Annotated in this window: 20 protein-coding genes and 1 pseudogene; 11 read left to right on the forward strand and 10 right to left on the reverse strand. The window is 58.4% G+C overall.

Features of this window, described 5'->3' with window-relative positions; translation table 11 throughout:
• Nucleotides 1–87 precede the first annotated feature (87 nt).
• The gene (gene ftsZ, locus H598_RS0102035; RefSeq protein ID WP_028111518.1) at nucleotides 88–1,314 is read left to right on the forward strand and encodes a cell division protein FtsZ; all 1,227 of its coding nucleotides are present in this window, start codon (nucleotides 88–90) and stop codon (nucleotides 1,312–1,314) included.
• 100 nt (nucleotides 1,315–1,414) lie between these two features.
• Nucleotides 1,415–2,326 carry a UDP-3-O-acyl-N-acetylglucosamine deacetylase gene (gene lpxC / locus H598_RS0102040; protein WP_028111519.1) on the forward strand — a complete coding sequence of 304 codons (912 nt, stop codon included), beginning with the start codon at nucleotides 1,415–1,417 and terminating at the stop codon, nucleotides 2,324–2,326.
• A 5-nt stretch (nucleotides 2,327–2,331) separates the two neighbouring features.
• Here lpxC and H598_RS0102045 read toward each other — a convergent pair whose 3' ends face one another.
• Nucleotides 2,332–2,811, reverse strand: coding sequence for a DUF721 domain-containing protein (locus H598_RS0102045; protein ID WP_169629187.1), 480 nt, complete (start codon nucleotides 2,809–2,811; stop codon nucleotides 2,332–2,334).
• Here H598_RS0102045 and H598_RS0102050 point away from each other — a divergent pair.
• From H598_RS0102050 to mutT, 3 genes are all read left to right on the forward strand, one after another.
• Nucleotides 2,810–3,715 carry a M23 family metallopeptidase gene (locus tag H598_RS0102050; protein WP_028111521.1) on the forward strand — a complete coding sequence of 302 codons (906 nt, stop codon included), beginning with the start codon at nucleotides 2,810–2,812 and terminating at the stop codon, nucleotides 3,713–3,715. The genes H598_RS0102045 and H598_RS0102050 overlap by 2 nt on opposite strands.
• A gap of 73 nt (nucleotides 3,716–3,788) precedes the next feature.
• The gene (gene secA, locus H598_RS0102055) at nucleotides 3,789–6,476 is read left to right on the forward strand and encodes a preprotein translocase subunit SecA (RefSeq protein ID WP_028111522.1); all 2,688 of its coding nucleotides are present in this window, start codon (nucleotides 3,789–3,791) and stop codon (nucleotides 6,474–6,476) included.
• A gap of 62 nt (nucleotides 6,477–6,538) precedes the next feature.
• Nucleotides 6,539–6,919, forward strand: coding sequence for an 8-oxo-dGTP diphosphatase MutT (mutT, locus tag H598_RS0102060; RefSeq protein WP_028111523.1), 381 nt, complete (start codon nucleotides 6,539–6,541; stop codon nucleotides 6,917–6,919).
• A gap of 7 nt (nucleotides 6,920–6,926) precedes the next feature.
• On the opposite strand, the gene yacG is transcribed toward mutT, so the two are convergent.
• The 9 genes and pseudogenes from yacG to H598_RS0102105 form a co-directional block, all read right to left on the reverse strand.
• Nucleotides 6,927–7,130, reverse strand: a complete 204-nt coding sequence (gene yacG / locus H598_RS0102065; protein WP_028111524.1) for a DNA gyrase inhibitor YacG — start codon at nucleotides 7,128–7,130, stop codon at nucleotides 6,927–6,929.
• The gene (locus H598_RS0102070; RefSeq protein WP_028111525.1) at nucleotides 7,127–7,882 is read right to left on the reverse strand and encodes a cell division protein ZapD; all 756 of its coding nucleotides are present in this window, start codon (nucleotides 7,880–7,882) and stop codon (nucleotides 7,127–7,129) included. Before H598_RS0102070 ends, yacG begins: the two co-directional genes overlap by 4 nt.
• Entirely contained in the window at nucleotides 7,860–8,483 is a 624-nt protein-coding gene (gene coaE, locus H598_RS0102075; RefSeq protein WP_028111526.1) for a dephospho-CoA kinase, read from the reverse strand. Before coaE ends, H598_RS0102070 begins: the two co-directional genes overlap by 23 nt.
• Nucleotides 8,480–9,361: a prepilin peptidase gene (locus tag H598_RS0102080; protein WP_028111527.1), complete on the reverse strand. Its 882-nt coding sequence runs from the start codon at nucleotides 9,359–9,361 to the stop codon at nucleotides 8,480–8,482. The genes coaE and H598_RS0102080 overlap by 4 nt, the downstream gene beginning before the upstream one ends.
• A gap of 36 nt (nucleotides 9,362–9,397) precedes the next feature.
• Nucleotides 9,398–10,636 carry a type II secretion system F family protein gene (locus H598_RS0102085; RefSeq protein WP_028111528.1) on the reverse strand — a complete coding sequence of 413 codons (1,239 nt, stop codon included), beginning with the start codon at nucleotides 10,634–10,636 and terminating at the stop codon, nucleotides 9,398–9,400.
• A gap of 8 nt (nucleotides 10,637–10,644) precedes the next feature.
• Nucleotides 10,645–12,171, reverse strand: a pseudogene (pilB, locus tag H598_RS0102090) (type IV-A pilus assembly ATPase PilB); the annotation flags it as partial.
• 69 nt (nucleotides 12,172–12,240) lie between these two features.
• Nucleotides 12,241–12,678, reverse strand: coding sequence for a pilin (locus H598_RS0102095; RefSeq protein WP_035414953.1), 438 nt, complete (start codon nucleotides 12,676–12,678; stop codon nucleotides 12,241–12,243).
• 217 nt (nucleotides 12,679–12,895) lie between these two features.
• Nucleotides 12,896–13,735 carry a carboxylating nicotinate-nucleotide diphosphorylase gene (gene nadC / locus H598_RS0102100; protein WP_028111531.1) on the reverse strand — a complete coding sequence of 280 codons (840 nt, stop codon included), beginning with the start codon at nucleotides 13,733–13,735 and terminating at the stop codon, nucleotides 12,896–12,898.
• 6 nt (nucleotides 13,736–13,741) lie between these two features.
• Nucleotides 13,742–14,242 (reverse strand): retropepsin-like aspartic protease family protein, encoded by a 501-nt coding sequence (locus H598_RS0102105; protein WP_028111532.1) that lies wholly within the window; start codon nucleotides 14,240–14,242, stop codon nucleotides 13,742–13,744.
• A gap of 45 nt (nucleotides 14,243–14,287) precedes the next feature.
• On the opposite strand from H598_RS0102105, the gene ampD reads away from it, so the two are divergent.
• From ampD to lpdA, 6 genes are all read left to right on the forward strand, one after another.
• A complete protein-coding gene (gene ampD / locus H598_RS0102110) occupies nucleotides 14,288–14,866 on the forward strand; it encodes a 1,6-anhydro-N-acetylmuramyl-L-alanine amidase AmpD (protein ID WP_028111533.1) in 579 nt (192 codons plus the stop codon).
• Nucleotides 14,867–15,715, forward strand: coding sequence for a beta-lactamase regulator AmpE (gene ampE, locus H598_RS0102115; protein ID WP_028111534.1), 849 nt, complete (start codon nucleotides 14,867–14,869; stop codon nucleotides 15,713–15,715).
• Nucleotides 15,716–16,296: 581 nt separating this feature from the next.
• Nucleotides 16,297–17,052 (forward strand): pyruvate dehydrogenase complex transcriptional repressor PdhR, encoded by a 756-nt coding sequence (gene pdhR / locus H598_RS0102120; RefSeq protein ID WP_028111535.1) that lies wholly within the window; start codon nucleotides 16,297–16,299, stop codon nucleotides 17,050–17,052.
• A gap of 75 nt (nucleotides 17,053–17,127) precedes the next feature.
• The gene (gene aceE / locus H598_RS0102125) at nucleotides 17,128–19,794 is read left to right on the forward strand and encodes a pyruvate dehydrogenase (acetyl-transferring), homodimeric type (RefSeq protein WP_028111536.1); all 2,667 of its coding nucleotides are present in this window, start codon (nucleotides 17,128–17,130) and stop codon (nucleotides 19,792–19,794) included.
• 15 nt (nucleotides 19,795–19,809) lie between these two features.
• Nucleotides 19,810–21,465, forward strand: coding sequence for a dihydrolipoyllysine-residue acetyltransferase (gene aceF, locus H598_RS0102130; protein WP_028111537.1), 1,656 nt, complete (start codon nucleotides 19,810–19,812; stop codon nucleotides 21,463–21,465).
• A gap of 126 nt (nucleotides 21,466–21,591) precedes the next feature.
• The gene (lpdA, locus tag H598_RS0102135) at nucleotides 21,592–23,016 is read left to right on the forward strand and encodes a dihydrolipoyl dehydrogenase (RefSeq protein WP_028111538.1); all 1,425 of its coding nucleotides are present in this window, start codon (nucleotides 21,592–21,594) and stop codon (nucleotides 23,014–23,016) included.
• Nucleotides 23,017–23,091: the final 75 nt, after the last annotated feature.

A 23,091-nucleotide genomic window follows, 5' to 3' on the forward strand; every position in this document is an offset into this window, starting at 1 on the left:
AGGGTAGGATAGCGCCCCTGTCTGCATGACGCGGCGGCCGCAGGGTCGATAGAACAATTTGGACGCAGGCTAAACGGAGATATATGTATGTTTGAGGTCGTGGATGCGCACACCGAAGATGCCGTCATTAAAGTGATTGGTGTAGGTGGCGGTGGCGGGAATGCCATCGAACACATGGTCGAACAGACCATCGAAGGAGCTCAGTTTATCGTGGCCAACACGGACTCGCAGGCATTGCGCAAGTCCTCGGCGGGCACCACGATTCAGCTGGGCAAGAATGTCACCAAGGGCCTGGGCGCTGGCGCCAACCCGGCCATCGGCCACGAAGCGGCGATGGAGGACAAAGAGTCCATCCGTGCAGCCTTGCAAGGATCCGACATGGTGTTCATTGCCGCCGGCATGGGCGGTGGCACCGGTACCGGTGCGGCGCCAGTGGTGGCCGAAGTGGCCAAGGAGGAGGGAATCCTCACCGTGGCGGTGGTGACCAAGCCGTTCGTGTTTGAAGGCAAGAAGCGTTCGGCCTATGCCGATCAGGGCATCGAAGAGCTGTCCAAGCACGTGGATTCCTTGATCACCGTGCCCAACGACAAGCTGCTGAAAGTGCTGGGCACCAAGACCAGTTTGCTGGAAGCGTTCAGCGCCGCCAACAACGTGCTGCTGGGCGCGGTACAGGGGATTGCCGAACTGATCACCCGTACCGGTCTGATCAACGTCGATTTCGCCGACGTGAAAACCGTGATGTCCGAAATGGGCAATGCCATGATGGGCACCGGTGTCGCCCGTGGTGAAAACCGCGCCGAAGAGGCGGCGGAAGCGGCCGTCTCCAGCCCGCTGCTGGAAGACATCGATCTGACCGGTGCCAAAGGGGTGCTGGTGAACATCACCTGTGGCATGGATCTGTCCATCGAAGAGTACACCCTCATCGGTGACCACGTTCGCGCCTACGCGTCCGAGAACGCCACCATCGTGGTGGGGACCGTGATCGAACCGGAGATGAGCGACGAGATTCGAGTGACCGTGGTGGCTACCGGTATCGGTGCCGATAAGAAGCCAGACATCCAGATCGTGGTGCCGCCAAAAGCGGCGACGCCACCGCCTCAGCCGGTGGCTACCCCTGCACCGACTCAGAACCTGGAGCAGCCAGCGGTGTCGATGCAGCCGATTCGGGTCGAGCCGGCGGTCAGCAGTGAGCCCGTTGCGCCTCAACCGGCGGCACCGAGCTCCAACCCGCAAAGCAATGCCGCTCCGGCTCAGGATCCTCAGAAAGGGGCTTACCTGGACATTCCGGCATTCCTGCGCAAGCAGTTGGATTAAGCCACTGGAAATGAGCTCCTCTGACCAGATTTTGGCCTGAGGGATTTTTTCTGGTAGAATATGCGCCCTTAATTGAGTTTATACGAGAGCAGGACCGTCTATGAGTAAACAACGCACTCTGCAACGCCCGGTTCAGGCTACTGGTGTGGGTCTCCATTCCGGTAACAAGGTAACCATGAGCATTAATCCCGCCCCAGTGGGCACAGGGATTGTGTTTCGTCGTACCGATCTGACCCCCGCCGTTGAGATTCCTGCTGCCGCAGGTCTGGTGCGTGAAACCACTCTGTGTACCGGTCTGGTGAATGAACAGGGTCACCGCATCGCCACCGTTGAGCACCTGCTGTCGGCTCTGGCCGGCCTGGGTGTCGATAACGCCGTTATCGAGGTGGATGCCCCTGAGATTCCGATTATGGATGGCAGTGCCAGTCCATTTGTCTTTCTTCTGCAGACCGCCGGTCTTGTGGAGCAGCCTGCGTCCAAACAGTATCTGCGTATCCGCAAGCCGATTCGGGTAGAAGAGGGTGACAAGTGGGCCGAGTTCCGCCCCTACAACGGCTTTAAACTCAACTTTGCCATTGACTTTGATCACCCGGAGATCGCCCGTAGCCAGCAGAAGATGGTGATGGATTTCTCCTCTGCCGAGTACATTAAGCAGGTGAGCCGTGCCCGTACCTTTGGGTTCATGCGCGACATCGAGTACCTGCGTGCCAACAACTTGGCACTGGGCGGTAGCATGGAAAATGCCGTGGTTCTGGATGAGTTCCGTATCCTCAACCCGGATGGTCTGCGGGTCGACAATGAGTTCGTGAAGCACAAGATTCTGGATGCCATTGGCGATCTGTACCTAGGGGGCTACGCCATCCTGGGTGAGTTCACGGCGTACAAGTCAGGCCACGCTCTCAACAACCAGTTGATTCGGGCCGTGCTGGAGCAGCAGGAGTGCTGGGAGCTGGTGAGCTTTGAGAAGCCACAGGAAGTCCCGATGGACTACCTGGCTCCGGTTACCGCTTGATGCGATTATGATTTCTTCTGGCCGCCCCCATGGGCGGCCAGTTTTTTTAGTTTCTCCCCTAAGCTACCGCCTAATGAATTTGCCAGCTCCTGAAGCTGATCGGCGGCCTGTTGGCTCAGTTGATTGGTATTTTTTGCAACCGGGCGCTGAATCCTGGATAACCCCGGGTTGACTTTGATCTCAATAGTGGTGAGCATTGGGAAGTTTTGTTGCCTGAGTTGTTGCAGCAGCTGCATCTTTTGAAATTGCAGTCTGGTGGCCCAGGCGGCGGAGTCCGTTTCAATAATGACGACGCCGTTGCGCACATTGGCAACCCGATAGCGGCCATTGAGCTCGTTACCCACTAATTGGGTAACAGCCTGCTGCAATCTTCGCAGAGTGTCGGTTCGCTGGCGAACGTCGACCAGCTTATGGCTCATGAGATCTGCAAGGTCAGTCGGTTTTGATTTCATACCAAGACAATAAACAAAAGATAAGTACTCCATGAGTGTAACAGTCTTTATTAAGGGAAAGCACGGTGTCAGGCATTGGCAACCGGGAGCCGGGTGGTTTTTATTGCCTCTGGTCCTGGTAGCGGCTGGCATCGGTCTGTGGAAGGTCAGCAGTGATCAGCTCCAGGACGCCCTGCGCCAGGTGGCGGAGGCGCAGAAGAGCCAGACCGAAGACCAGGAGCAGGTGCAGGAAATCAAGCAGCTGACTCAGACCCAATTGGCGACCCTGGCGATGCGCCTGGGCCGCATGCAAGCTCAGATGAACCGGCTTGAATCCCTGGGTATTACCCTGGCCGACAAGGCCGAACTAACTGAACAATTTGATTTTTCGTCTGAAGTAGGCTTAGGCGGTGCTAACGCCGATCAACTCGGTGACGTCGAGTTGAAGCAGCTTTTGCTGGAGATGGAGCAGCTCGCGGTGCGACTGCAACGCTCCGATGAAAAGCTGAGCCTACTTGAAACTGTCGATCGCAATCACCATATCGATTTAAGCAGCTATTTGTCCGGGCGTCCTATCGTCAAGGGCTGGCAGTCTTCCGATTATGGGATGCGCAATGATCCATTCACCGGACGACCCGCGATGCACAAAGGCATCGATTTTGCGGGAACCGAGGGTGGGGATGTCGTGGCTACTGGCGCCGGAGTGGTGACTTACTCCGGCGAGATGTTTGGCTACGGCAATCTGGTAGAGATTGATCATGGTAACGGTTTGAAAACCCGATATGGTCATAATAAGTCGCTTTTGGTCAAGGCAGGCCAGGTGGTCAGCAAAGGCGACGTCGTCGCCGAGCTGGGCAACACCGGCCGATCTACCGGACCCCATGTACACTACGAAGTGTTGCGCAATGATCGGCAAGTAGACCCTAACAAATACGTGTATCGTAAGCCCCGCAGCTAGTGGAACTTGAATGGTAACCACGCTGAAATCTGGTCCTGCCAGCCGAAGCGTAAGTCAAAAGTGAATTAAAACGATGTTTGCACAACTCCTCACCAAAATTTTTGGTAGTAAGAACGAACGGACTCTGAAGCAGCTGCGCAAGGTTGCCGAACAGGTCAACCAACTGGAAGCGGAATACGAAGCGCTGAGCGATGAACAGCTCAAGCAGAAAACCGAGGAGTTTAAGAAAAGGGTGGCCGACGGGACCAGCCTGGACGACATCCTTCCGGAAGCCTTTGCCGTGGTTCGTGAAGCGTCCAAGCGTGTGTTTGGTATGCGTCACTTCGACGTGCAGCTGATGGGCGGCATGGTGCTGCAATCCGGCCGCATCGCCGAGATGCGCACCGGTGAAGGTAAAACCCTGACCGCGACCCTGCCGGCTTACCTGAATGCCCTGACCGACAAAGGCGTTCACGTCATTACCGTCAACGATTACCTGGCTACCCGGGATGCGGAGTGGAACCGTCCGCTGTTTGAATTCCTGGGCATGACCGTTGGCATCAACGTACCAGGCATGGGCCCGCAGCAGAAGAAAGAGGCCTACGCGGCCGACATCACTTACGGAACCAACAACGAGTTCGGTTTTGACTACCTGCGCGACAACATGGCTTTCTCTGCCCCGGAGCGGGTGCAGCGTCCGCTGTTTTACGCCATCATCGATGAAGTGGATTCCATCCTGATTGATGAGGCCCGGACACCGCTGATCATCTCCGGTGCCGCCGAAGACAGCTCCGAATCCTACATCAAGGTCGACACCATCATTCCGAAGCTGACTCGTCAGGACCAGGAAGACACCGAGGAGTACACCGGTGAGGGTGACTACACCATCGATGAGAAGGGCAAACAGGTTCACCTGACCGAGCGTGGCCAGGAGAAAGTGGAGCAGTTGCTGATGCAGATCGGCATGCTGCCAGAGGGCGACTCCCTCTACAGTGCCGCCAACATCTCGTTGCTGCACCACGTTAACGCCGCCCTGCGGGCGCACACCCTGTTTGAAAAGGACGTCGACTACATCATTCAGGACGGCGAAATCGTCATCGTGGATGAGCACACCGGCCGTACCATGCCTGGTCGTCGCTGGTCCGAAGGTTTGCACCAGGCGGTGGAAGCCAAGGAAAAAGTTAAGATTCAGAACGAAAACCAAACCCTGGCCTCCATCACCTTCCAGAACTACTTCCGCCTGTACGACAAGTTGGGTGGCATGACCGGTACCGCCGATACCGAAGCGTTCGAATTCCAGCATATCTATAACCTGGATACCGTGGTGGTGCCGACCAACCGTCCTATGGTTCGTGACGACCGCCCTGATCAGGTGTACCTGACCGAGCCGGAGAAGTTTGAGGCCATCATCGCCGACATCAAGGATTGCCAGGAGCGCGGCCAGCCGACGCTGGTGGGTACCATCTCCATTGAGGCGTCCGAACTGCTGTCCAACGCCCTGCGTAAAGCCAAGATCAAGCACAATGTTCTGAACGCCAAGTTCCACGAACAGGAAGCGCAGATCGTGGCCGATGCCGGCCGTTCCGGTGCGGTGACCATCGCCACCAACATGGCAGGTCGTGGTACCGACATCGTGCTCGGAGGCAGCTGGCAGGCGGAGCTGGACAAGTTGAGCGCCGATGGGGCCAGTGAAGACAAGATTGCCGAGAAGAAGGCCGATTGGCAGCAGCGCCATGACGCGGTACTGGAAGCCGGTGGTCTGCACATCATCGGTACCGAGCGTCACGAATCCCGTCGAATCGACAACCAGCTGCGTGGCCGTTCCGGTCGTCAGGGTGATGCCGGTTCCTCCCGTTTCTACCTGTCCATGGAAGATTCGCTGATGCGCATCTTCGCCTCTGACCGTGTCTCCGGCCTGATGAAGAAGCTGGGTATGGAGAAGGGCGAAGCCATTGAGCATCCATGGGTAACTAAATCCATCGAAGGCGCCCAGCGCAAGGTGGAAGCACGCAACTTCGACATCCGTAAGCAGTTGCTGGAGTTCGATGATGTGGCCAACGACCAGCGTAAAGTGGTGTACGCCCAGCGTAACGAGCTGATTGAAAGCGACAGCATCGCCGAAACCATCGAAGTGATCCGTGAAGACGTACTCAGCAACGTCATCAACAGTTACATTCCACCCCAGTCTCTGGAAGAGATGTGGGACGTTCCAGGCCTGGAAGAGCGCCTGAACTCCGAGTTTGCCCTGCAACTGCCGATCAGTGCCTGGCTGCAGGAGGACGACGATCTTCATGAAGAGACGCTGCGTGAGCGCATCATCGACGCCTGGAGTGCCGCCTACAAAGAGAAAGAGCAGTTTGTCGGTGAACCGGTACTGCGCCAGTTCGAAAAGGCGATCATGCTGCAGACTCTGGACAACCTGTGGAAGGAGCACCTGGCGGCCATGGATCACCTGCGTCAGGGCATCCATCTGCGCGGTTACGCCCAGAAGAACCCGAAGCAGGAGTACAAGCGCGAATCGTTCGAGCTGTTTGAGAACATGCTGGAATCGTTGAAGCACGACGTCATTGCGGTGTTGTCCAAGGTACGAGTGCAGACTCAGTCGGAAGTGGACGAGATGGAAGCCAAGCGCCGTGAGCAGGAAGAGGCTCTGGCGGCTCAGCGCAACTACTCCGGTGCCGGTGAGCAGGAGCAGCCACAGCAACCTAAGGTCGGTCGTAACGAGCCGTGCCCTTGTGGCTCAGGTAAGAAATACAAGCAGTGCCACGGTAAGCTGGCGTAGCCCCCCTGGTGCAGAGAATGCCAGTCTTCGGACTGGCATTTTTTTTGAAGAAAGGAATGCTCATGGAGATTCAGAAAATCGTCATCGGTCTGGTGGCCAATGATCGCAACCAGTACCTGATCAGCCTGCGTCAGGGTAAGCAGCACCTGGCGGGTAAGTGGGAGTTTCCTGGTGGTAAATTGGAAGCGGGGGAGACGCCGCTACAGGGGCTCAACCGGGAGTTGCAGGAGGAGGTGGGACTGGAAGTCGGTGACGCCGAGTTGATGGAGCGCAAGGTGTTTGCGTTTTCGGATCGCACCCTGGAACTGCACTTCTACCGAGTGACCCAGGTTCGGGGGCAGGCGGTTGCCCGCGAGGGGCAGCCGCTGCGCTGGGCCAGCGTCGCGGAGTTAAAGCAGTTGCCTTTCCCCGACGCCAACCAGTCGGTCATTGACCGGCTGTAGCGCTTCCTCAGTCCGGCTGCTTAAAGAAATCGCCCTGGTCGTAGCCCAGATCATCCGGCAGTTCCGGATCCGCCGCAATGGCGTGTTTCTCATCGGCCCAGTCGCCGAGATCGATGAGCTTACAGCGCTCGCTGCAGAACGGCTTGAACGGGTGTTCGTTGTCCCAGGTGACCTTGGCGCTGCAGGTCGGGCATTGTACTTCTAAGGTCATGGGCTCTCCATCGACAGTGACATCATAAAGGGGATGTTACGCACATCGGCGTTGCCCTGCTCATAGTGCATCATATTGATGCTGAAACGGTTCCTATGACCACTGATGATAGGGTAGCAGCCGTAGTGATTGTCCAGGCGCAACCTCAGCAGTGCCAGGGGCTGGGGCGCATTATGGAGAAATTGCCCCTGCACCGCCACCTTGTTTTGCCATGGGCTGCATTCCCGAATCAGCTGCAGCTGCAGCTCAACGGCATTCAGCACCGGCGCCAGGGTCGCGATCCATTGCTGCATCTGCGCCAGTCGAGTCTCTTTTGACAGATGCAGCCAGTATTGAAGCCGCGGCAGATCGAAGCCACAAGCGCCACCGGCCAGGCTGATTCGCTGTCGAATCTGGCTGAGAAATTTATCCTGCTTGATGCTCTGACCGGGCCGCTCCATCTGCTGCAACGCCTGGCTTTGACCTTCCAGGGTACTGACTAGGGCGCGCAGCTGTTGCTGATCCACCCCGGCCTGGCTCTGCCACTGTTTAACCAGGGTCAGGCTGTTATCCAGCTGTTTGCCGAGATCACCCTTCAGATCGGCCCGCTCCAGTACTTCACACAGCTCAAACAGGGTGCGAAAGAAGCCACGGTGGCTGCTGGCCTGATTGCCACTGCGGGCATCAGACAAAGCTTGATGGAGCTGCTCTACCCGCAGGTACAGTCGGGTGCGCTCATTGAGCGGGTGTTCAAATACCGTTGTCTGAGTCATGGTTCCTGGCTAGGGTTAGATACTGTTGGTGCAGGGCGTCCACCTGTTGAGTAAGGTCGGTCAGATCGCCGCTGTTGTCAATGCGGTCATCGGCGCCGTCCAGTCGTTGCTGGCGGCTGGCCTGATTGGCCATGATGTTTTCCACCAGGCTGCGGCTGTTGTCGTCCCGGGCCATGGTGCGACGAATCTGTTCCGCTTCCGGCAGATCCACCACCACCACCCGCTCTACCAGAGATTGCAGGCCGTTTTCGATCAGCAGCGGGATCACCAGCAAGGCGTAGGCGGAGCGTGCTTGCCGTCCACGTGCCACCATGGTGGCGCGCACCAGTGGATGGATCAAGGCGTTGAGCCAGGCCAGCTCCTGCTCGTCATTAAATACCCGCTGTCGCAGCGCGGCCCGATCCAACTGACCCTCACCATTCAAGACGTCGGCGCCGAAATGGTCGACGATGGCGGCGAGGCCGTCACTGCCCGGGGCCACCACTTCGCGGGCGATGAGATCGGCATCGATGAGTTCGATGCCGCGGTCGGCAAACAGGTTGGCTACCGTGGTTTTGCCGGAACCGATGCCGCCGGTGAGGCCGATCAGCAGGGCGCTCATAGGCCGAGCATCCGGCTTAGGTACCAATGGATGATGTCATTGCCCCACAGGATTGCCACCCAACCGGCGGCGATGATCCAGGGGCCGAAGGGCATGGGATGGTCACGATTGAGTTTGCCCAGCGCCATCTGCCCAAGGCCGAAGACGGCGCCGAGGACGGAAGAGAGCAAAATGATCAGCAGCAGCGGCTGCCATCCCAGCCAGGCGCCAAACAGCGCCAACAGCTTGAAGTCGCCGTAGCCCATCCCCTCTTTGCCGGTGAGCAGTTTAAAGCCCTGGAACACACTCCACAGGCTCAGATAGCCGAACGCGGCACCGATCACCGCGGTTTCCAACGGCACCAGCCCGCCATAGAGGTTAAACAGCAGTCCGGCCCATAGCAGCGGCAGGGTAATTTGATCCGGCAGCAGCATGGTGTCGGCATCGATGAAGGCCAGGGCGATCAGCCCCAGGGTCAGCAGCCACAGCGCCAGGAAGGTTAGGCTGGGGCCGAAATGCCAGGCCAGGGTCGCAGACAGGATGCCGGTCAGCAACTCGACCATAGGGTAGCGCCAGCCGATGGGGCTCTGGCAGTGATGACAGCGGCCTTTGAGCAGCAGGAAGCTCAACAGTGGAATGTTATGCCGGGCCGGAATCGGAGTCTGGCAATGGCCACAGCGGGAGCGAGGCACCGCCAGATTGAACGGGCTGGGCAGATCCGGCATGGTTACCGGCTGCTGACAATACTCCTGGCATTCCAGGCGCCAGTCGCGGTCCATGATCAGCGGCAGGCGATGGATCACCACGTTTAAAAAGCTGCCGATGATCAAACCCAGCAGGGCGGTGCCAGTCACAAAAAGCCAGGGCTGCTGTTGCAGTAGGGGAATCCAGTAATCCATTTATCTATTCAGCTGAATGAGTTAACTAGGGAGATCCTAGCCGACCACGCTACCTAATTGGAAGATCGGAAGATACATTGCCACAACTAAACCGCCGACTAAGGTGCCGATGACCACCATCAGCAGGGGCTCGATCAGGCTAGAAAGGCCATCGACGGCATCGTCCACCTGCATTTCGTAGATGGTGGCGATCTTATTCAGCATCTCATCCAGGGCGCCGGATTCCTCACCAATCATCACCATCTGCACCAGCATATCGGGAAAACGCCGCTGGCCCCGCATTGCCATGTTCATCTGCATGCCGGCAATCACCTCCTGGCGAATGGTGGCAATGGCGCGGCGATAGACCGCATTGCCGCTGGCGCCGCCGGCGGACTCCAGCCCTTCGATCAGCGGCACCCCGGCGGCAAAGGTGGTGGCCAGGGTACGGGCAAAGCGGGCGATGGCGCCCTTATTCAGGATCGGGCCGACCAGGGGCAGTGACAACAGCAGCGCATCGATGCGATCGCGAAAGGCAGCGGAGCGGCGGTGGCAGAGCACAAACCCCCATACCAGCGCTACCAGGGTGGCAACGAAGTAGGGCCAGGCGTGTTGCAGAAACCGGGACAGACCGATCACCATCTGGGTAAAAGCCGGCAGCTGGGCGTTAAAGCTGGCAAAAATCTCTTCAAACTGTGGCACCACAAACAGCAGCAGAATCACGGTGACGATCACCGCCACCAGGATGACGGCGGTGGGGTAGAACATCGCCTTCTTGATTTTCGATTTCAGTGCCTCGGCTTTCTCCCGGTAGGTGGCAATCCGGTCAAACACCCTATCCAGGGCGCCGGAGTGCTCACCGGCTTGAATCAGGTCGCAGTACAGCTCGTCGAAATGCAGCCGGTGGGGCCGCAATGCCTGAGACAGTGGCAGCCCCGCTTCCACTTGCAACAGCACCTCTCCCAGCAGCTGCCGCATGCTGGCTTTTTCATGACCCTGACTGATCATCTTCAGGGTGGTCACCAGTGGCACCCCCGCCAGCAGCATGGTGGCAATCTGGCGGGTGATCACCGCCACGTCCATGGCGGTGACCTTGGTGTTGCGGTTGAACAGCGGTTGCGGCTTGCGCTTCAGGCGGATGGCATGAATGCCCTGGCGTCGCAGCTGTGCCCGAGCCTCCTCCTGGCTGTGGGCACGAATTTCCCCCTTGGTTCGCTGGCCGGCCCGGTTGGCCCCTCGCCACAGGTACTCGATCACTTTCAACTGCGCCGACGCTGCCGTTTTGCTGCCGGACATGGCGACTCCTAGAAGCTGGTGATGCGGTTGATCTCCGCCAGACTGGTGAGCCCCTGGGCGGCCTTGGCCAGCCCTGACTCCCTCAGTGGCACCATTCCCTGCTGACGGGCCAGGGCTTGCAGGGCCAACGAGGTGCCGTCGGCCATGATCAGTTCCGCCAGGGCCGGGTTCATGGGCATCAATTCGTACACGCCCAGCCGGCCTTTGTAACCGCCGGTGCAGTGAGCGCAGCCTTTGGCCTGATACAGGGTCAGGCCGCTGTTGATTTGGTCACGGCTGAACCCTTCGCGGGCCAGCACCGGTTCCGGCAGGGGTTCTGGCTGTTTGCAGTGAGGACAGAGACGCCGACACAGACGCTGGGCGATGATCAGTGACACCGAAGCGGCGATGTTATACGGAGCCACCCCCATATTTTGCAACCTGGTCAGGGTTTCGGCGGCCGAATTGGTATGCAGGGTCGACAACACCAGGTGACCGGTCTGGGCGGCTTTAATGGCAATTTCGGCGGTCTCCAGATCCCGTATCTCTCCCACCATCACCACGTCCGGATCCTGACGGAGAAAGGCCCGCAGTGCGGCGGCAAAACTGAGGCCGGCCTTGTTGTTGATCTGCACCTGGTTGATGCCGTTGAGGTTGATCTCCACCGGATCCTCGGCGGTGGAGATGTTGCGCTGGGCGGTGTTGAGAATGTTGAGTCCGGTGTAGAGGGACACGGTTTTGCCGGAGCCGGTGGGCCCGGTAACCAGAATCATCCCCTGAGGCCGAGCCAGGGTGTCGCAAAAGCGCGCTTTTTGATCCGGCTCGTAGCCGAGGGCGTCGATGTTCAGCAGCGCCGCCGAGCCGTCCAGAATTCGCATCACGATCTTTTCCCCGAACAGGGTTGGCAGGGTTGAGACTCGGAAATCGATGGATTTTTTTCGCCCCAGTCGCAGCTTGATGCGGCCGTCCTGGGGCAGACGCCGCTCGGCGATGTCCAGTTTGGACATCACTTTCAATCGGGCGGAGATGCGGCTGGCCAGGTTTACCGGTGGGCTGGAGATGGGGTGCAGTACGCCGTCGATGCGAAAGCGGATGCGGTACTCTTTCTCATAGGGCTCAAAATGCAGATCCGAGGCGCCGCGTTTAATGGCATCGGTAAGCAGCTTGTTGATGTAGATGACAATGGGGGCGTCATCTTTGGAGGGGCCCGGTTCGTCGACGGCGGTGTCGCTGCCGTCCTCCACTTCGATGCTGCCCAGGTTCTGCTCATCCAGTTCACTGAGCTCCAGGGCATCGAAGTCGTTTTCCAGGTAACCGTCGATAAAGGCGTCCAGCGCCTCTTCGGCCACCAGAATGGGGATAACATGATGGCCGGTATTGAATTCAAAATCTTCCAGCGCCGTCAGATTGGCCGGATCGCTGGTGGCCACAAACAGGTGATCGCCGCGTTTGCCGATGGGCAGGCAGCGATACTGCTCCACCAGCCGCACGCTGATCTGCTCACCGGGCAGGTTGTCGGGATTGAGGGCCTGGATGTCAAACAGCGGCGTGCCGAAGTTGACCGCCCGGCGGTACAGAGACTCGTCCATAACGGCAGAGGGGGAGGCGCCGCCTCCCCAACTGAATCAACACAGACCGGCGGCGACGCAGGTGCCGGACTGAGCCCAGGACAGCGTGCCACCACTGGCCGTCGGGGTCAGGATGTAGGTGGCGCTGTCGACCCCGGCGACGGCGGTGGCGGTGATGCCTGCCGCAGTGTAAGTGACCGAGGCGACGTTGGCACCGCCGGCGGCGCCGGTGACGTTGCCGTCGCCGTCGATGCTGACCTTACCGCTGCAGGCGGTGTGCACCGCGGCGGCGTTGCCTGTGGTGCCATTGGTTTGCACGCACACCTCGATTTGGGTCTTGATGGAGCCGGTGGCTGAGATCACCTCACTGAATTTGGCGCGTTTGGTGTAGGTCTGGTAAGCGGGCAGGGCGATGGCGGCGAGGATGCCGACGATGGCCACCACAATCATCAGTTCGATCAGGGTAAAACCACCGGCGTGTTGACGGATTTTCATCAGGATACTCCTTTCCAGAAACGGCTTTCCTTGTCGTCGCTCCGGAACTCCTTCCCAGAGCGGCTTCCACTATCAAAGCTAGTACAGGATGGGGGTGACACAAGGCAAAAGCCGACACCCACGCCGGTTTTTGCCGATGATTTTGGTGGTTGTGACTGAAAAGGCGGGAGATTTTTGAAAAGAAAAACGGCATCCTCAGATGCCGTTTTTTGCTGTTTTATTTGAACCGCATCGACAGGTCCACCGCCCGCACGTGCTTGGTCAGGGCGCCGACCGAGATGTAGTCGATGCCGGTGTGGGCAAAACTGGCGATGGTGTCCAGGGTAACGTTACCGCTGACTTCCAGCTTGGCACGACCGCCATTGAGCTTGACCGCCTGCATCTGCATGGTCAGGTCGAAGTTGTCCAGCATGATGATGTCGGCGCCGCCGTCGATGGCCTGGCCAAGTTCATCGAGGTTTTCCACCTCTACCTCAACCGGCTTATCGGCGTGCAGCGCCCGGGCGGCGTCAATGGCAGCGGCAATGCCGCCGCAGGCATGGATGTGGTTCTCTTTGATCAGGAAGGCATCAAACAGGCCGATGCGATGGTTTTTGCCGCCGCCGCAGGTTACGGCGTACTTCTGGGCGGTGCGCAGACCCGGCAGGGTCTTGCGGGTATCCAGCAGCTTGGTGTCGGTGCCATCCAGTTTGAGTACGTATTGATTCACCAGGGTGGCGACGCCGGACAAGGTCTGGACGAAGTTCAGTGCCACCCGTTCGCCGGTCAGCAGGGTGCGGGCCGGACCGGCCAGTTCACACAGCACCTGGTTGGCAACCACCAGATCGCCGTCGTCCACATGCCAGTGCAGCGCCACGTCGCCGCCCAGTTGATTGAAGACTTGCTCCACCCAGGCTTTACCGCAGAACACCGCTTCCTCGCGGCAGAGGATGGTGGCCTCGCTGTAGCGATCCGCCGGGATCAGTTGCGCGGTGATGTCGCCCTGTTCGGCACTGAGGCCGCCGAGATCTTCCGCCAGGGCGGTGGCGACAGCAAGACGGATGTCATTTTCCAGCATAGTGTGTTACTTCCTGATTGTGAGCGTTTGACCACGTTGTACCAATTCCAGATGCCTTAGGGCATTCATGCCCAGCAGAATGGTGTCGTCGTGTTGGCCAGGGTTTAGGCTGGCGTCCAGATTATACAAGGTCAGCGCACCGATTTTGAGAGTTTCTATTCGGGTTCTGTAGACGGTGACGGTTCCGTTGGCGGTGCTGACCGGAAACGGAGCGCCAGCCTGCAGTCCCAGCGATTCGGCCAGGTGCGCCGGAATGGAGGTGGTAGTGGCGCCGGTATCCAGCATCAGGGTCACCGGCCTCTGATTGAGCTGGCCGCTGACCACATAGTGGCCGCGCTGATTTTGCTGCAGCACCAGTTCACTGCCGACGGCGTCCGGCTGCTGATTGGGGTTGAACTGCTGCTCCAGTTTGTCATCGAAATAGAGATACAGCAGCAACAACAGCGACAGCCAGGCCAGAATCAGCATCGGCTTTCCAAAGGGGCTGGTGGGGCGTGTCTTGTCCATCTTCAACCTGTTACAGTGGCAATGGGATCATTATTAAGTTTCTGTATGCAAAAGGCCAACCGCAATTACACTGAACTGGAGCCCGGCGGCCGCTGGGTGATGCAGGCCGAGCACCGCTTCTCGCCGTTTCAGGATGCCCGCCCGCCGGAGTGCGATGTCGACGCCATCGTCATCCATAACATCAGCCTGTGCCCGGGCCAATTTGGCAGTGGCTACGTCGATCAGCTGTTTCTCGGCTGCATTCAGCTGGACAGTCCGGTGCTGGCGGACGTTCGCGGCCTCAGGGTGTCGGCGCACCTGTTCATTCGTCGGGATGGCAGTGTGGTGCAGTATGTGCCGTTCGATCGTCGCGCCTGGCATGCCGGCGTCAGTGAACTGGCGGGACGCAGTCGCTGCAACGATTTCTCCATTGGCATTGAGATGGAAGGCACAGATTCTTGTCCCTACTGCCCGGCTCAATACGCCAGCCTGGTTGAAGTAACGGCCGCTTTATTAGATGCTTACCCTCGAATCTCACGTGAGCGGATTGTCGGTCACAGCGACATTGCGCCCGGCCGCAAGACCGACCCCGGCCCCGCATTTGACTGGCCCCGTTTTCTCAATGAACTGAACAAGGCGATGTAGATGGCACTGTTTTCCCTGTTAGTGGTCCTGATCCTTGAACGCTTAAAGCTGATTGCCCCGATGCTGCAATTCAATGTGGTGTTCGGCGCCTACCAGCGAGCGGTGTTTAACGACGTGCAGTTGCGCTCATGGTGGCGGATGGCCCTGGTGCTGGTGCTGCCGGCGGCGCTGGTGGCGCTGCTGGCTTATGAAGTCCAGGGCAGTGCCTATGGCCTCTGGCATCTGGGGTTGTGGTTGCTGGTCGGAGTGGTGCTGTTTGGCCACAGTGAACTGAGGGAACGCTTCAAGGAGTACCTGCAGGCGGCGTGTCGGGGCGATGTTCAGGCTTGCTTCCATACTGCCGACCGCGTGGATGTGGTGCCCATGGAAGCGGTGTCGGAAAAGGAGTTGGGTCAGCGCATGGGGCAGGTCGCTGCCTGGCTGAACTACCGCTACTACGCTGCCGTAGCGCTCTACTTCGTGTTGCTGGGCCCGGCGGTCGCCACTTTGTATTGCACGGTACGCGCCTACCACGATCATTTTGAGCGGGCGCAACTTCACCGACCGCTGGTGAAGCCGTTGTTGGCGCTGATGGATTGGTTGCCGGCCCGCATCGTGGCGTTTGGTTTTGCCCTGACCGGCCATTTCAGTCGTGCCTTGTCGGTGTGGATGTCACTGGCGTTTCGGCCGACGGTGTCAGCCCGAGAGCTGATCACCGAAGTGGCGTTGGTGGCCGAGGAGATTCCGCTGGAAACCGCGGCACCGGTATGCGTTCAGTCGACCCTGTCACTGTTGAAGCTGGCCAAACGCAACGTCACCCTGCTGCTGATCGTGGTGTCGCTGCTGACCATCTTCGGCTTTATCCATTAAGGCAACTCCGCCGGTTACCGATCGGCGGCTCTTCGGTTTCCGGTCATTTTATCTCCCCCCTGGCCGGGTCGCCTTGAGTCTGGGTGGTCGTTTTTCTCACCAATGACGCCTGTGGGGCGGGTTGTGAATACTCGGCGGCGGGCGGGTTTCACTGTTGTTCGCTCGGGGCGGGTGAGCCAGCGCACAAAAAGCGCTGCCCCAGGGCCCGGGCTGGCTAAAAATGCGCCGCCTTTAGAGACTGTTCAGGGTCGATAGCAATAAAACTAACGTTAATTGTCGGTTTTGCGAGCTGGTCGATTGATCTGTCTCTCAAAGGTCGGATGATCTAACGTGGCAGCAATCCTCGTTGCTTGCCAGAATCTTATTCATTGATTCTTTTGATATCGTTGCTTTGTAAAGTGGTCATACCATTGTGATAAGTCCCTGTTCGGTTTTGTCGATCGGGTCGATCTTTTAATTGCAATGTGTGATATCAATCAAAGTGGTTGCCATGAAAGAGTGTGATCTGGTACATTTCCGTTCGCACTATTAATGGTCATACCAATTGACAAACCATTAACAGACTGGGAAGTTATCCGACCATGGCCTACCAAAAAATTAGCCAGCCTAAGCTGTCTGACGTCATCGTAAACCAACTGGAAAAGATGATTTTAGAGGGCAGCCTGAAACCGGGGCAAAAACTGCCACCGGAGCGCGAGCTGGCGCAACAGTTTGAAGTGTCTCGACCATCACTGCGTGAGGCGATTCAGAAGCTGGAGGTTAAAGGCCTACTCAACCGGCGCCAGGGAGGCGGCACCTATGTGCAGGATCAGCTGTGGAAAAGCCTGGCCGATCCCCTGATTGAATTGCTGGCAGACAATCCAGAGACACAGTACGACTTACTGGAGTTCCGTCACGCAACCGAAGGTATGATGGCCTATTATGCAGCATTGCGGGGAACGGATTCGGACCGCGCAATACTGAAACAGCGAATTGATCGTCTTAACGAAGTTCAAGGACAGCTGGAGCTTGAAGCGACGGCCATCGTGGACTTCTACCGGGCGGTGGCCGAGGCTTCTCACAACGTGGCGATGTTGCACGTTGTATTGAGTCTTTCGCCATTGCTTGAGCGTAATGTTGCTGAAAACCTTGAGCTTCTTTATCGCCGTGAGGGCTCAGCACACTACGCCAACCTGCATCGGGAAGCCCTGTTAAAAGCGATCTTGAATCGCGAGCCCGAAGTGGCACGCAGAGCGTCCAACGAACACCTGGCCTACATCGAAGAAGTCACTATCGAAGTGCGTCAGGAGGACAGTCGTCAGCAGCGGAGTTTGCGACGCTTGCGAAACGACTACTAGCAGAATGCGAGTAAAGGCAGTTCAGATCCTCTGGACTGCCCCATCACAAGCAACGATGGAAAGAGGAACATTGTGATGCCGGAAATGATGCCACACGACGTGGATCCGCAAGAAACTCAGGAATGGCTGGGCGCCCTGGCCGCGGTTTTGGAGCAAGAGGGCCCGGAACGTGCCCATTATCTGCTGGAGCAGATGATCGACAAAGCCCGCCGCAGCGGCGGTCACCTGCCGTACAAAGCCACCACCGCTTACGTCAACACCATCCCGGTAGGCCATGAGCCTAACATGCCCGGAAATCAGGAACTGGAACACCGTATTCGAGCCATCATTCGCTGGAATGCCCTGGCGATGGTGTTACGGGCTTCCAAGAAAGATCTGGAGCTGGGTGGACACATCTCCAGTTTTGCCTCCAGTGCCACCCTGTATGACGTGTGTTTCAACCACTTTTTCCGCGCCCCGAACGACAAGGACGGCGGCGACCTGGTGTATTTCCAGGGCCACATTGCGCCGGGGATCTACTCTCGCTCCTTCCTGGAAGGCCGCCTGAGTGAAGATCAGCTGGATAACTTCCGCCAGGAAGTGGACGGCAAAGGCATCTCCTCTTACCCCCATCCGCGCTTGATGCCGGATTACTGGCAATTCCCGACCGTGTCCATGGGGCTGGGTCCCATCGCGGCCATCTACCAGGCACGCTACCTGAAATACCTCACCGACCGTGGCATTAAAGATTGCTCCGAACAGAAGGTGTACTGCTTCCTCGGCGACGGCGAAGTGGATGAGCCGGAAGCCCTGGGGGCCATCGGCCTGGCGTCCCGCGAAGAGCTGGACAACCTGATCTTCATCGTTAACTGTAACCTGCAGCGTCTCGACGGCCCGGTTCGTGGTAACGGCAAGATCATTCAGGAGCTGGAAGGTGAATTCCGCGGTGCCGGCTGGGAAGTGATCAAGGTGATCTGGGGTCGCTACTGGGATCCACTGTTGGCTCAGGACACCTCCGGCAAGCTGCTGCAGTTGATGGAAGAGACCGTCGACGGCGAATATCAGAACTGCAAAGCCAAGGGGGGCGCCTACACCCGCGAGCACTTCTTCGGCAAGTACCCGGAGACCGCCGAGATGGTGGCCAACATGTCCGACAGCGACATCTGGCGCCTGAATCGCGGTGGCCACGATCCGGTCAAGGTGTACGCGGCTCTGAAGAAAGCCAATGAAACCAAAGGCCGTCCAACGGTGATCCTGGCTAAGACCGTTAAGGGTTATGGCATGGGTGACGCCGGTGAGGGCAAAAACATCGCCCACGGGGTGAAGAAGATGGACGTGGAGGCGCTGAAGCACTTCCGTGATCGCTTCAACATTCCGCTGAGCGATGAGCAGCTGGAAGAGATTCCCTACTATCACCCGGGTGAAGACTCCCCAGAGGTGCAGTACTTGCGCGAGCGCCGGGAAGCCTTGAAAGGGTACATGCCGGCCCGCAGCTCCAAGTTCTCCGAAGAACTGGTGACGCCGCCGCTGAAGGCCTTCGATGCCGTGCTCAAGGGATCCAATGGTCGTGAAATCTCCACTACCATGGCCTTTGTACGGGTGCTGACGGCGTTGTTGAAGGACAAGCAGATCGGCAAGCGTGTGGTGCCGATCATTCCGGACGAGGCCCGTACCTTTGGTATGGAAGGCCTGTTCCGTCAGGTGGGCATCTACGCCCACGAAGGGCAGAAGTACACCCCTCAGGATAAAGACCAGGTGGCGTACTACCGCGAAGACAAGAAAGGTCAGGTGCTGCAGGAAGGCATCAACGAACTGGGTGCCATGAGTTCCTGGCTGGCTGCGGCGACCAGTTACTCCACCAACGATGCGCCGACCATTCCGTTCTACATCTACTACTCGATGTTTGGCTTCCAGCGCATCGGTGACATGGCCTGGGCGGCCGGTGACCAGCGTGCTCGTGGCTTCCTGGTCGGCGGTACCTCCGGTCGAACTACATTGAATGGCGAAGGCCTGCAGCATCAGGACGGTCACAGCCACATTCAGGCCAACACCATTCCTAGCTGCATTACCTATGATCCGACCTACGGCTACGAAGTGGCGGTGATCGTTCATAACGGTCTGGAGCGGATGTACGGCGAGGCTCAGGAAGACATCTTCTACTACCTGACCACCCTCAACGAGAACTACGAGCAGCCTGCCATGCCGGAAGGGGTGGAAGAGGGCATCATCAAAGGCATCTACAAGCTGGACACCCTCAAGGGCTCTGGTAAAGGTAAGGTGCAGTTGCTGGGCTGTGGTTCCATTCTGCAACAGGTGCGCAAAGCCGCCGATGCCCTGGCCAAAGACTATGGCATCGATGTGGATGTGTTCAGCGTCACCAGCTTCAATGAACTGACCCGTGACGGTCAGGCCGCTGACCGGGTGAATCTGCTGAATCCAACGGCCGAACCTCAGCAAGCCTACATCAGCACCGTGCTGTCTGCGGAGGCGCCGGTGATTGCCGCGACGGACTACATGAAGTCTTACGCCGATCAGGTTCGTGCCTGGGTACCGTCGGATTACAGCGTGCTTGGCACCGACGGTTTCGGCCGCTCCGACAGCCGCTCTAATCTGCGTCACCACTTCGAAGTGGATTCCCGCTGGATCGTGCTGGCCTCACTGAAGTCTCTGGTAGACCGCGGTGAACTGCCGGTGAAGGTCCTGACCGATACCATTGAGCAATACGGTATCGATACCGACAAACAGAACCCGCTGTGGGCCTGATAGGGATTAAGTAAGATGTCACAAATTAAAGAGATCCGCCTGCCCGACGTCGGTGGCGATGCGGTAGAGATCATCGAACTGTGCGTGGCCGCCGGCGATGCCGTGGAAGCCGAAGGCTCACTGATCACCGTGGAGACCGATAAGGCCACCATGGATGTGCCCAGTGAAGACGCCGGTACCGTGGTTGAGCTGAAAGTGGCCGTGGGTGACAAGGTGTCCGAAGGTGACCTGATTGCCCTGGTCGAGGTTGCGGGGGCAGAGGCGCCTGTCGAAGCCCCGTCCGAGGCACCCGCCGAGGCAGCCCCTGCGGCGGAAGCCCCGAAGGCCGCCGCCGTCGAGGCCGAAGTGGCAACCCCTGCCGCCGGCACACCGAGCCTGCAGCAAGTTCAGGTACCTGATATTGGTGAGTCCGGTGAAGTGGACATCATCGAGGTGCTGGTTGCGGTCGGCGATACCGTCGAAGCGGAACAGGGCCTGATCACCCTGGAAACCGACAAGGCCACCATGGAAGTGCCCGCCCCCTTTGGCGGTGTGGTCAAAGAGCTGAAAGTGGCCGTGGGCGATAAGATTGGCGAAGGTGGCCTGGTGGCGGTGCTGGAAACCGTTGCCGAGGAAGCGGTCGCTGAGGCGCCCGTTGCGCCAGCCCCTGCCGAGGCTGCGGCTGCTGCCCCGGCGGCGCCTGCGCCTAAACCCAGCGCACCGCCGGTACCTCATCACCCCTCTGCGGCGGCGCCGAAGAGTACCGGAGCCGTGTACGCCTCGCCGGCGGTTCGCCGTCTGGCCAATGAATTTGGTGTCGACCTGACCCAGGTGAAAGGGACCGGGCGTAAGAATCGCATCGTCAAAGAGGACGTGCAGGCGTACGTTAAGTACGAACTGTCCCGTCCTAAGGCCAGCGCCGCGACCAGCACTGGTGCCGGTAACGGCCTGCAGGTAATTGAGCCGCCGAAAGTCGACTTTGCCAAGTTTGGTGAAGTGGAGTTGGTGCCTCTGACCCGGATTCAGAAGATCTCCGGCCCGAATCTGCATCGCAACTGGGTCACCATTCCTCATGTGACTCAGTTTGATGAAGCGGACATCACCGATCAGGAAGCGTTCCGCAAGCAGCAGAATCAACTGGCGGCCAAGCTGGAAGACGGCGTTAAGCTGACGCCGTTGGTGTTTATCCTCAAGGCGGTGGCCCGAGCGTTGGAGTTGCATCCCAAGTTCAACAGCTCCCTGTCTGCCGATGGCGAGCACCTGGTGATGAAGAAGTACATCCACATCGGTGTGGCGGTGGATACGCCAAACGGTCTGGTTGTGCCCGTGGTTCGCGACGTTAACACCAAGGGCATCAACGAACTGTCCCGGGACTTGGGGGAGTTGTCCGCCAAAGCTCGTAAAGGTAAGTTGACGGCGGCCGACATGCAGGGCAGCTGCTTCACCATCTCCAGCCTGGGCGGCATCGGCGGGACGCAATTTACCCCCATCGTCAATGCCCCGGATGTGGCCATCCTCGGGGTGTCCCGCTCCGAGATGAAGCCGAAGTGGGATGGGCAGGCCTTCCAGCCGCGACTGATGCTGCCGCTGGCCCTGTCTTATGATCACAGGGTGATTGACGGAGCCGATGGCGCCCGATTCATCAGCACCCTGAGTCAGACACTGGCTGACATCCGTCGATTGATTCTGTAAATCGGCATATAAAGGCCGACCAATCTGGTTGGCCTTTTGTTTATGGAACCGGGGCAGTACAATGCCCGCATCCCCGCCGTCAGGTGGTGGCTGCCCCAACGGAATGAATAAAAAATAGAGGATATTATGAGCAACGAGATTAAAACCCAGGTAGTGGTTCTCGGTGCCGGACCTGCCGGTTACTCCGCCGCGTTTCGTGCCGCTGATTTAGGTCTTGAGACCGTCATCATCGAGCGTTTCAGCACCCTGGGTGGGGTGTGTTTGAACGTCGGCTGCATCCCATCAAAAGCCCTGCTGCACGTGGCCAAAGTTATCGATGAAGCCAAAGCCATGGCCGCTCACGGCGTGACCTTCGGCGAGCCGAAGATCGATCTTGACCAGGTGCGCGCCCACAAAGAGAAAGTGATTGGTCAGCTGACCGGCGGTTTATCCGGCATGGCCAAGATGCGCAAGGTGAAGGTGGTGAACGGCTTCGGTAAGTTTACCGGCCCGAACAGCATTGCCGTGGAAGGCGCCGATGGCACCACCGTGGTGAATTTTGATCACGCCATCATCGCCGCCGGCTCTCGCCCCATCGAGTTGCCGTTCATTCCTCATGAAGATCCGCGCATCTGGGATTCCACCGATGCCCTGGAACTCAAGGAAGTGCCAGAGCGCCTGCTGATCATGGGCGGCGGCATCATCGGTCTTGAGATGGGTACCGTCTACCACGCCCTGGGCAGCCAGGTGGAAGTGGTTGAGATGCTGGACCAGGTGATCCCTGCGGCCGACAAAGACGTGGTCCGGGTATTCACCAAGCGGATGAAGAACAAGTTTAACTTCATGCTGGAGACCAAGGTCACCCAGGTGGAAGCCAAAGATGATGGCATCTACGTCAGCATGGAAGGCAAGAAGGCCCCTGCCGAAGCCCAGCGTTACGACGCAGTGCTGGTGGCCATTGGCCGCACCCCGAACGGCAAACTGATTGACGCCGACAAGGCCGGGGTCAAGATTGATGAGCGCGGCTTCATCAATGTCGATAAGCAGATGCGCACTAACGTTAATCACATTCACGCCATTGGCGACATCGTCGGTCAGCCAATGCTGGCGCACAAAGGCGTGCATGAAGGCCACGTGGCCGCCGAAGTGATCTCCGGTAAGAAGCACTACTTTGATCCCAAAGTGATTCCGTCCATCGCCTATACCGATCCGGAAGTGGCCTGGGTGGGTCTGACCGAGAAGGAAGCCAAGACTCAGGGTATCAGCTATGAGACCGCTACCTTCCCATGGGCTGCCAGTGGCCGTGCCATTGCTCAGGACGCCTCCGACGGCATGACCAAGCTGATTTTCGACAAGGAAACCCACCGGGTGATCGGTGGTGCCATTGTCGGCAGCAACGGCGGTGAACTGCTGGGAGAGATTGGCCTGGCCATTGAGATGGGGTGCGATGCCGAAGATCTGGCATTGACCATTCATGCCCACCCAACCCTGCATGAATCAGTGGGTTTGGCTGCGGAAGTGTACGAAGGCAGCATTACTGATCTGCCCAACCCCAAGGCAAAGAAGAAGTAACCCTCTTCAAATGCAAAATAAGCGGCTTCGGCCGCTTTTTTTATGCACAGTTGGATGGACGTTTTGCCGAAGTGA

It is taken from the genome of Ferrimonas kyonanensis DSM 18153 (assembly GCF_000425405.1).
Taxonomy (GTDB): Bacteria; Pseudomonadota; Gammaproteobacteria; order Enterobacterales; family Shewanellaceae; genus Ferrimonas; species Ferrimonas kyonanensis.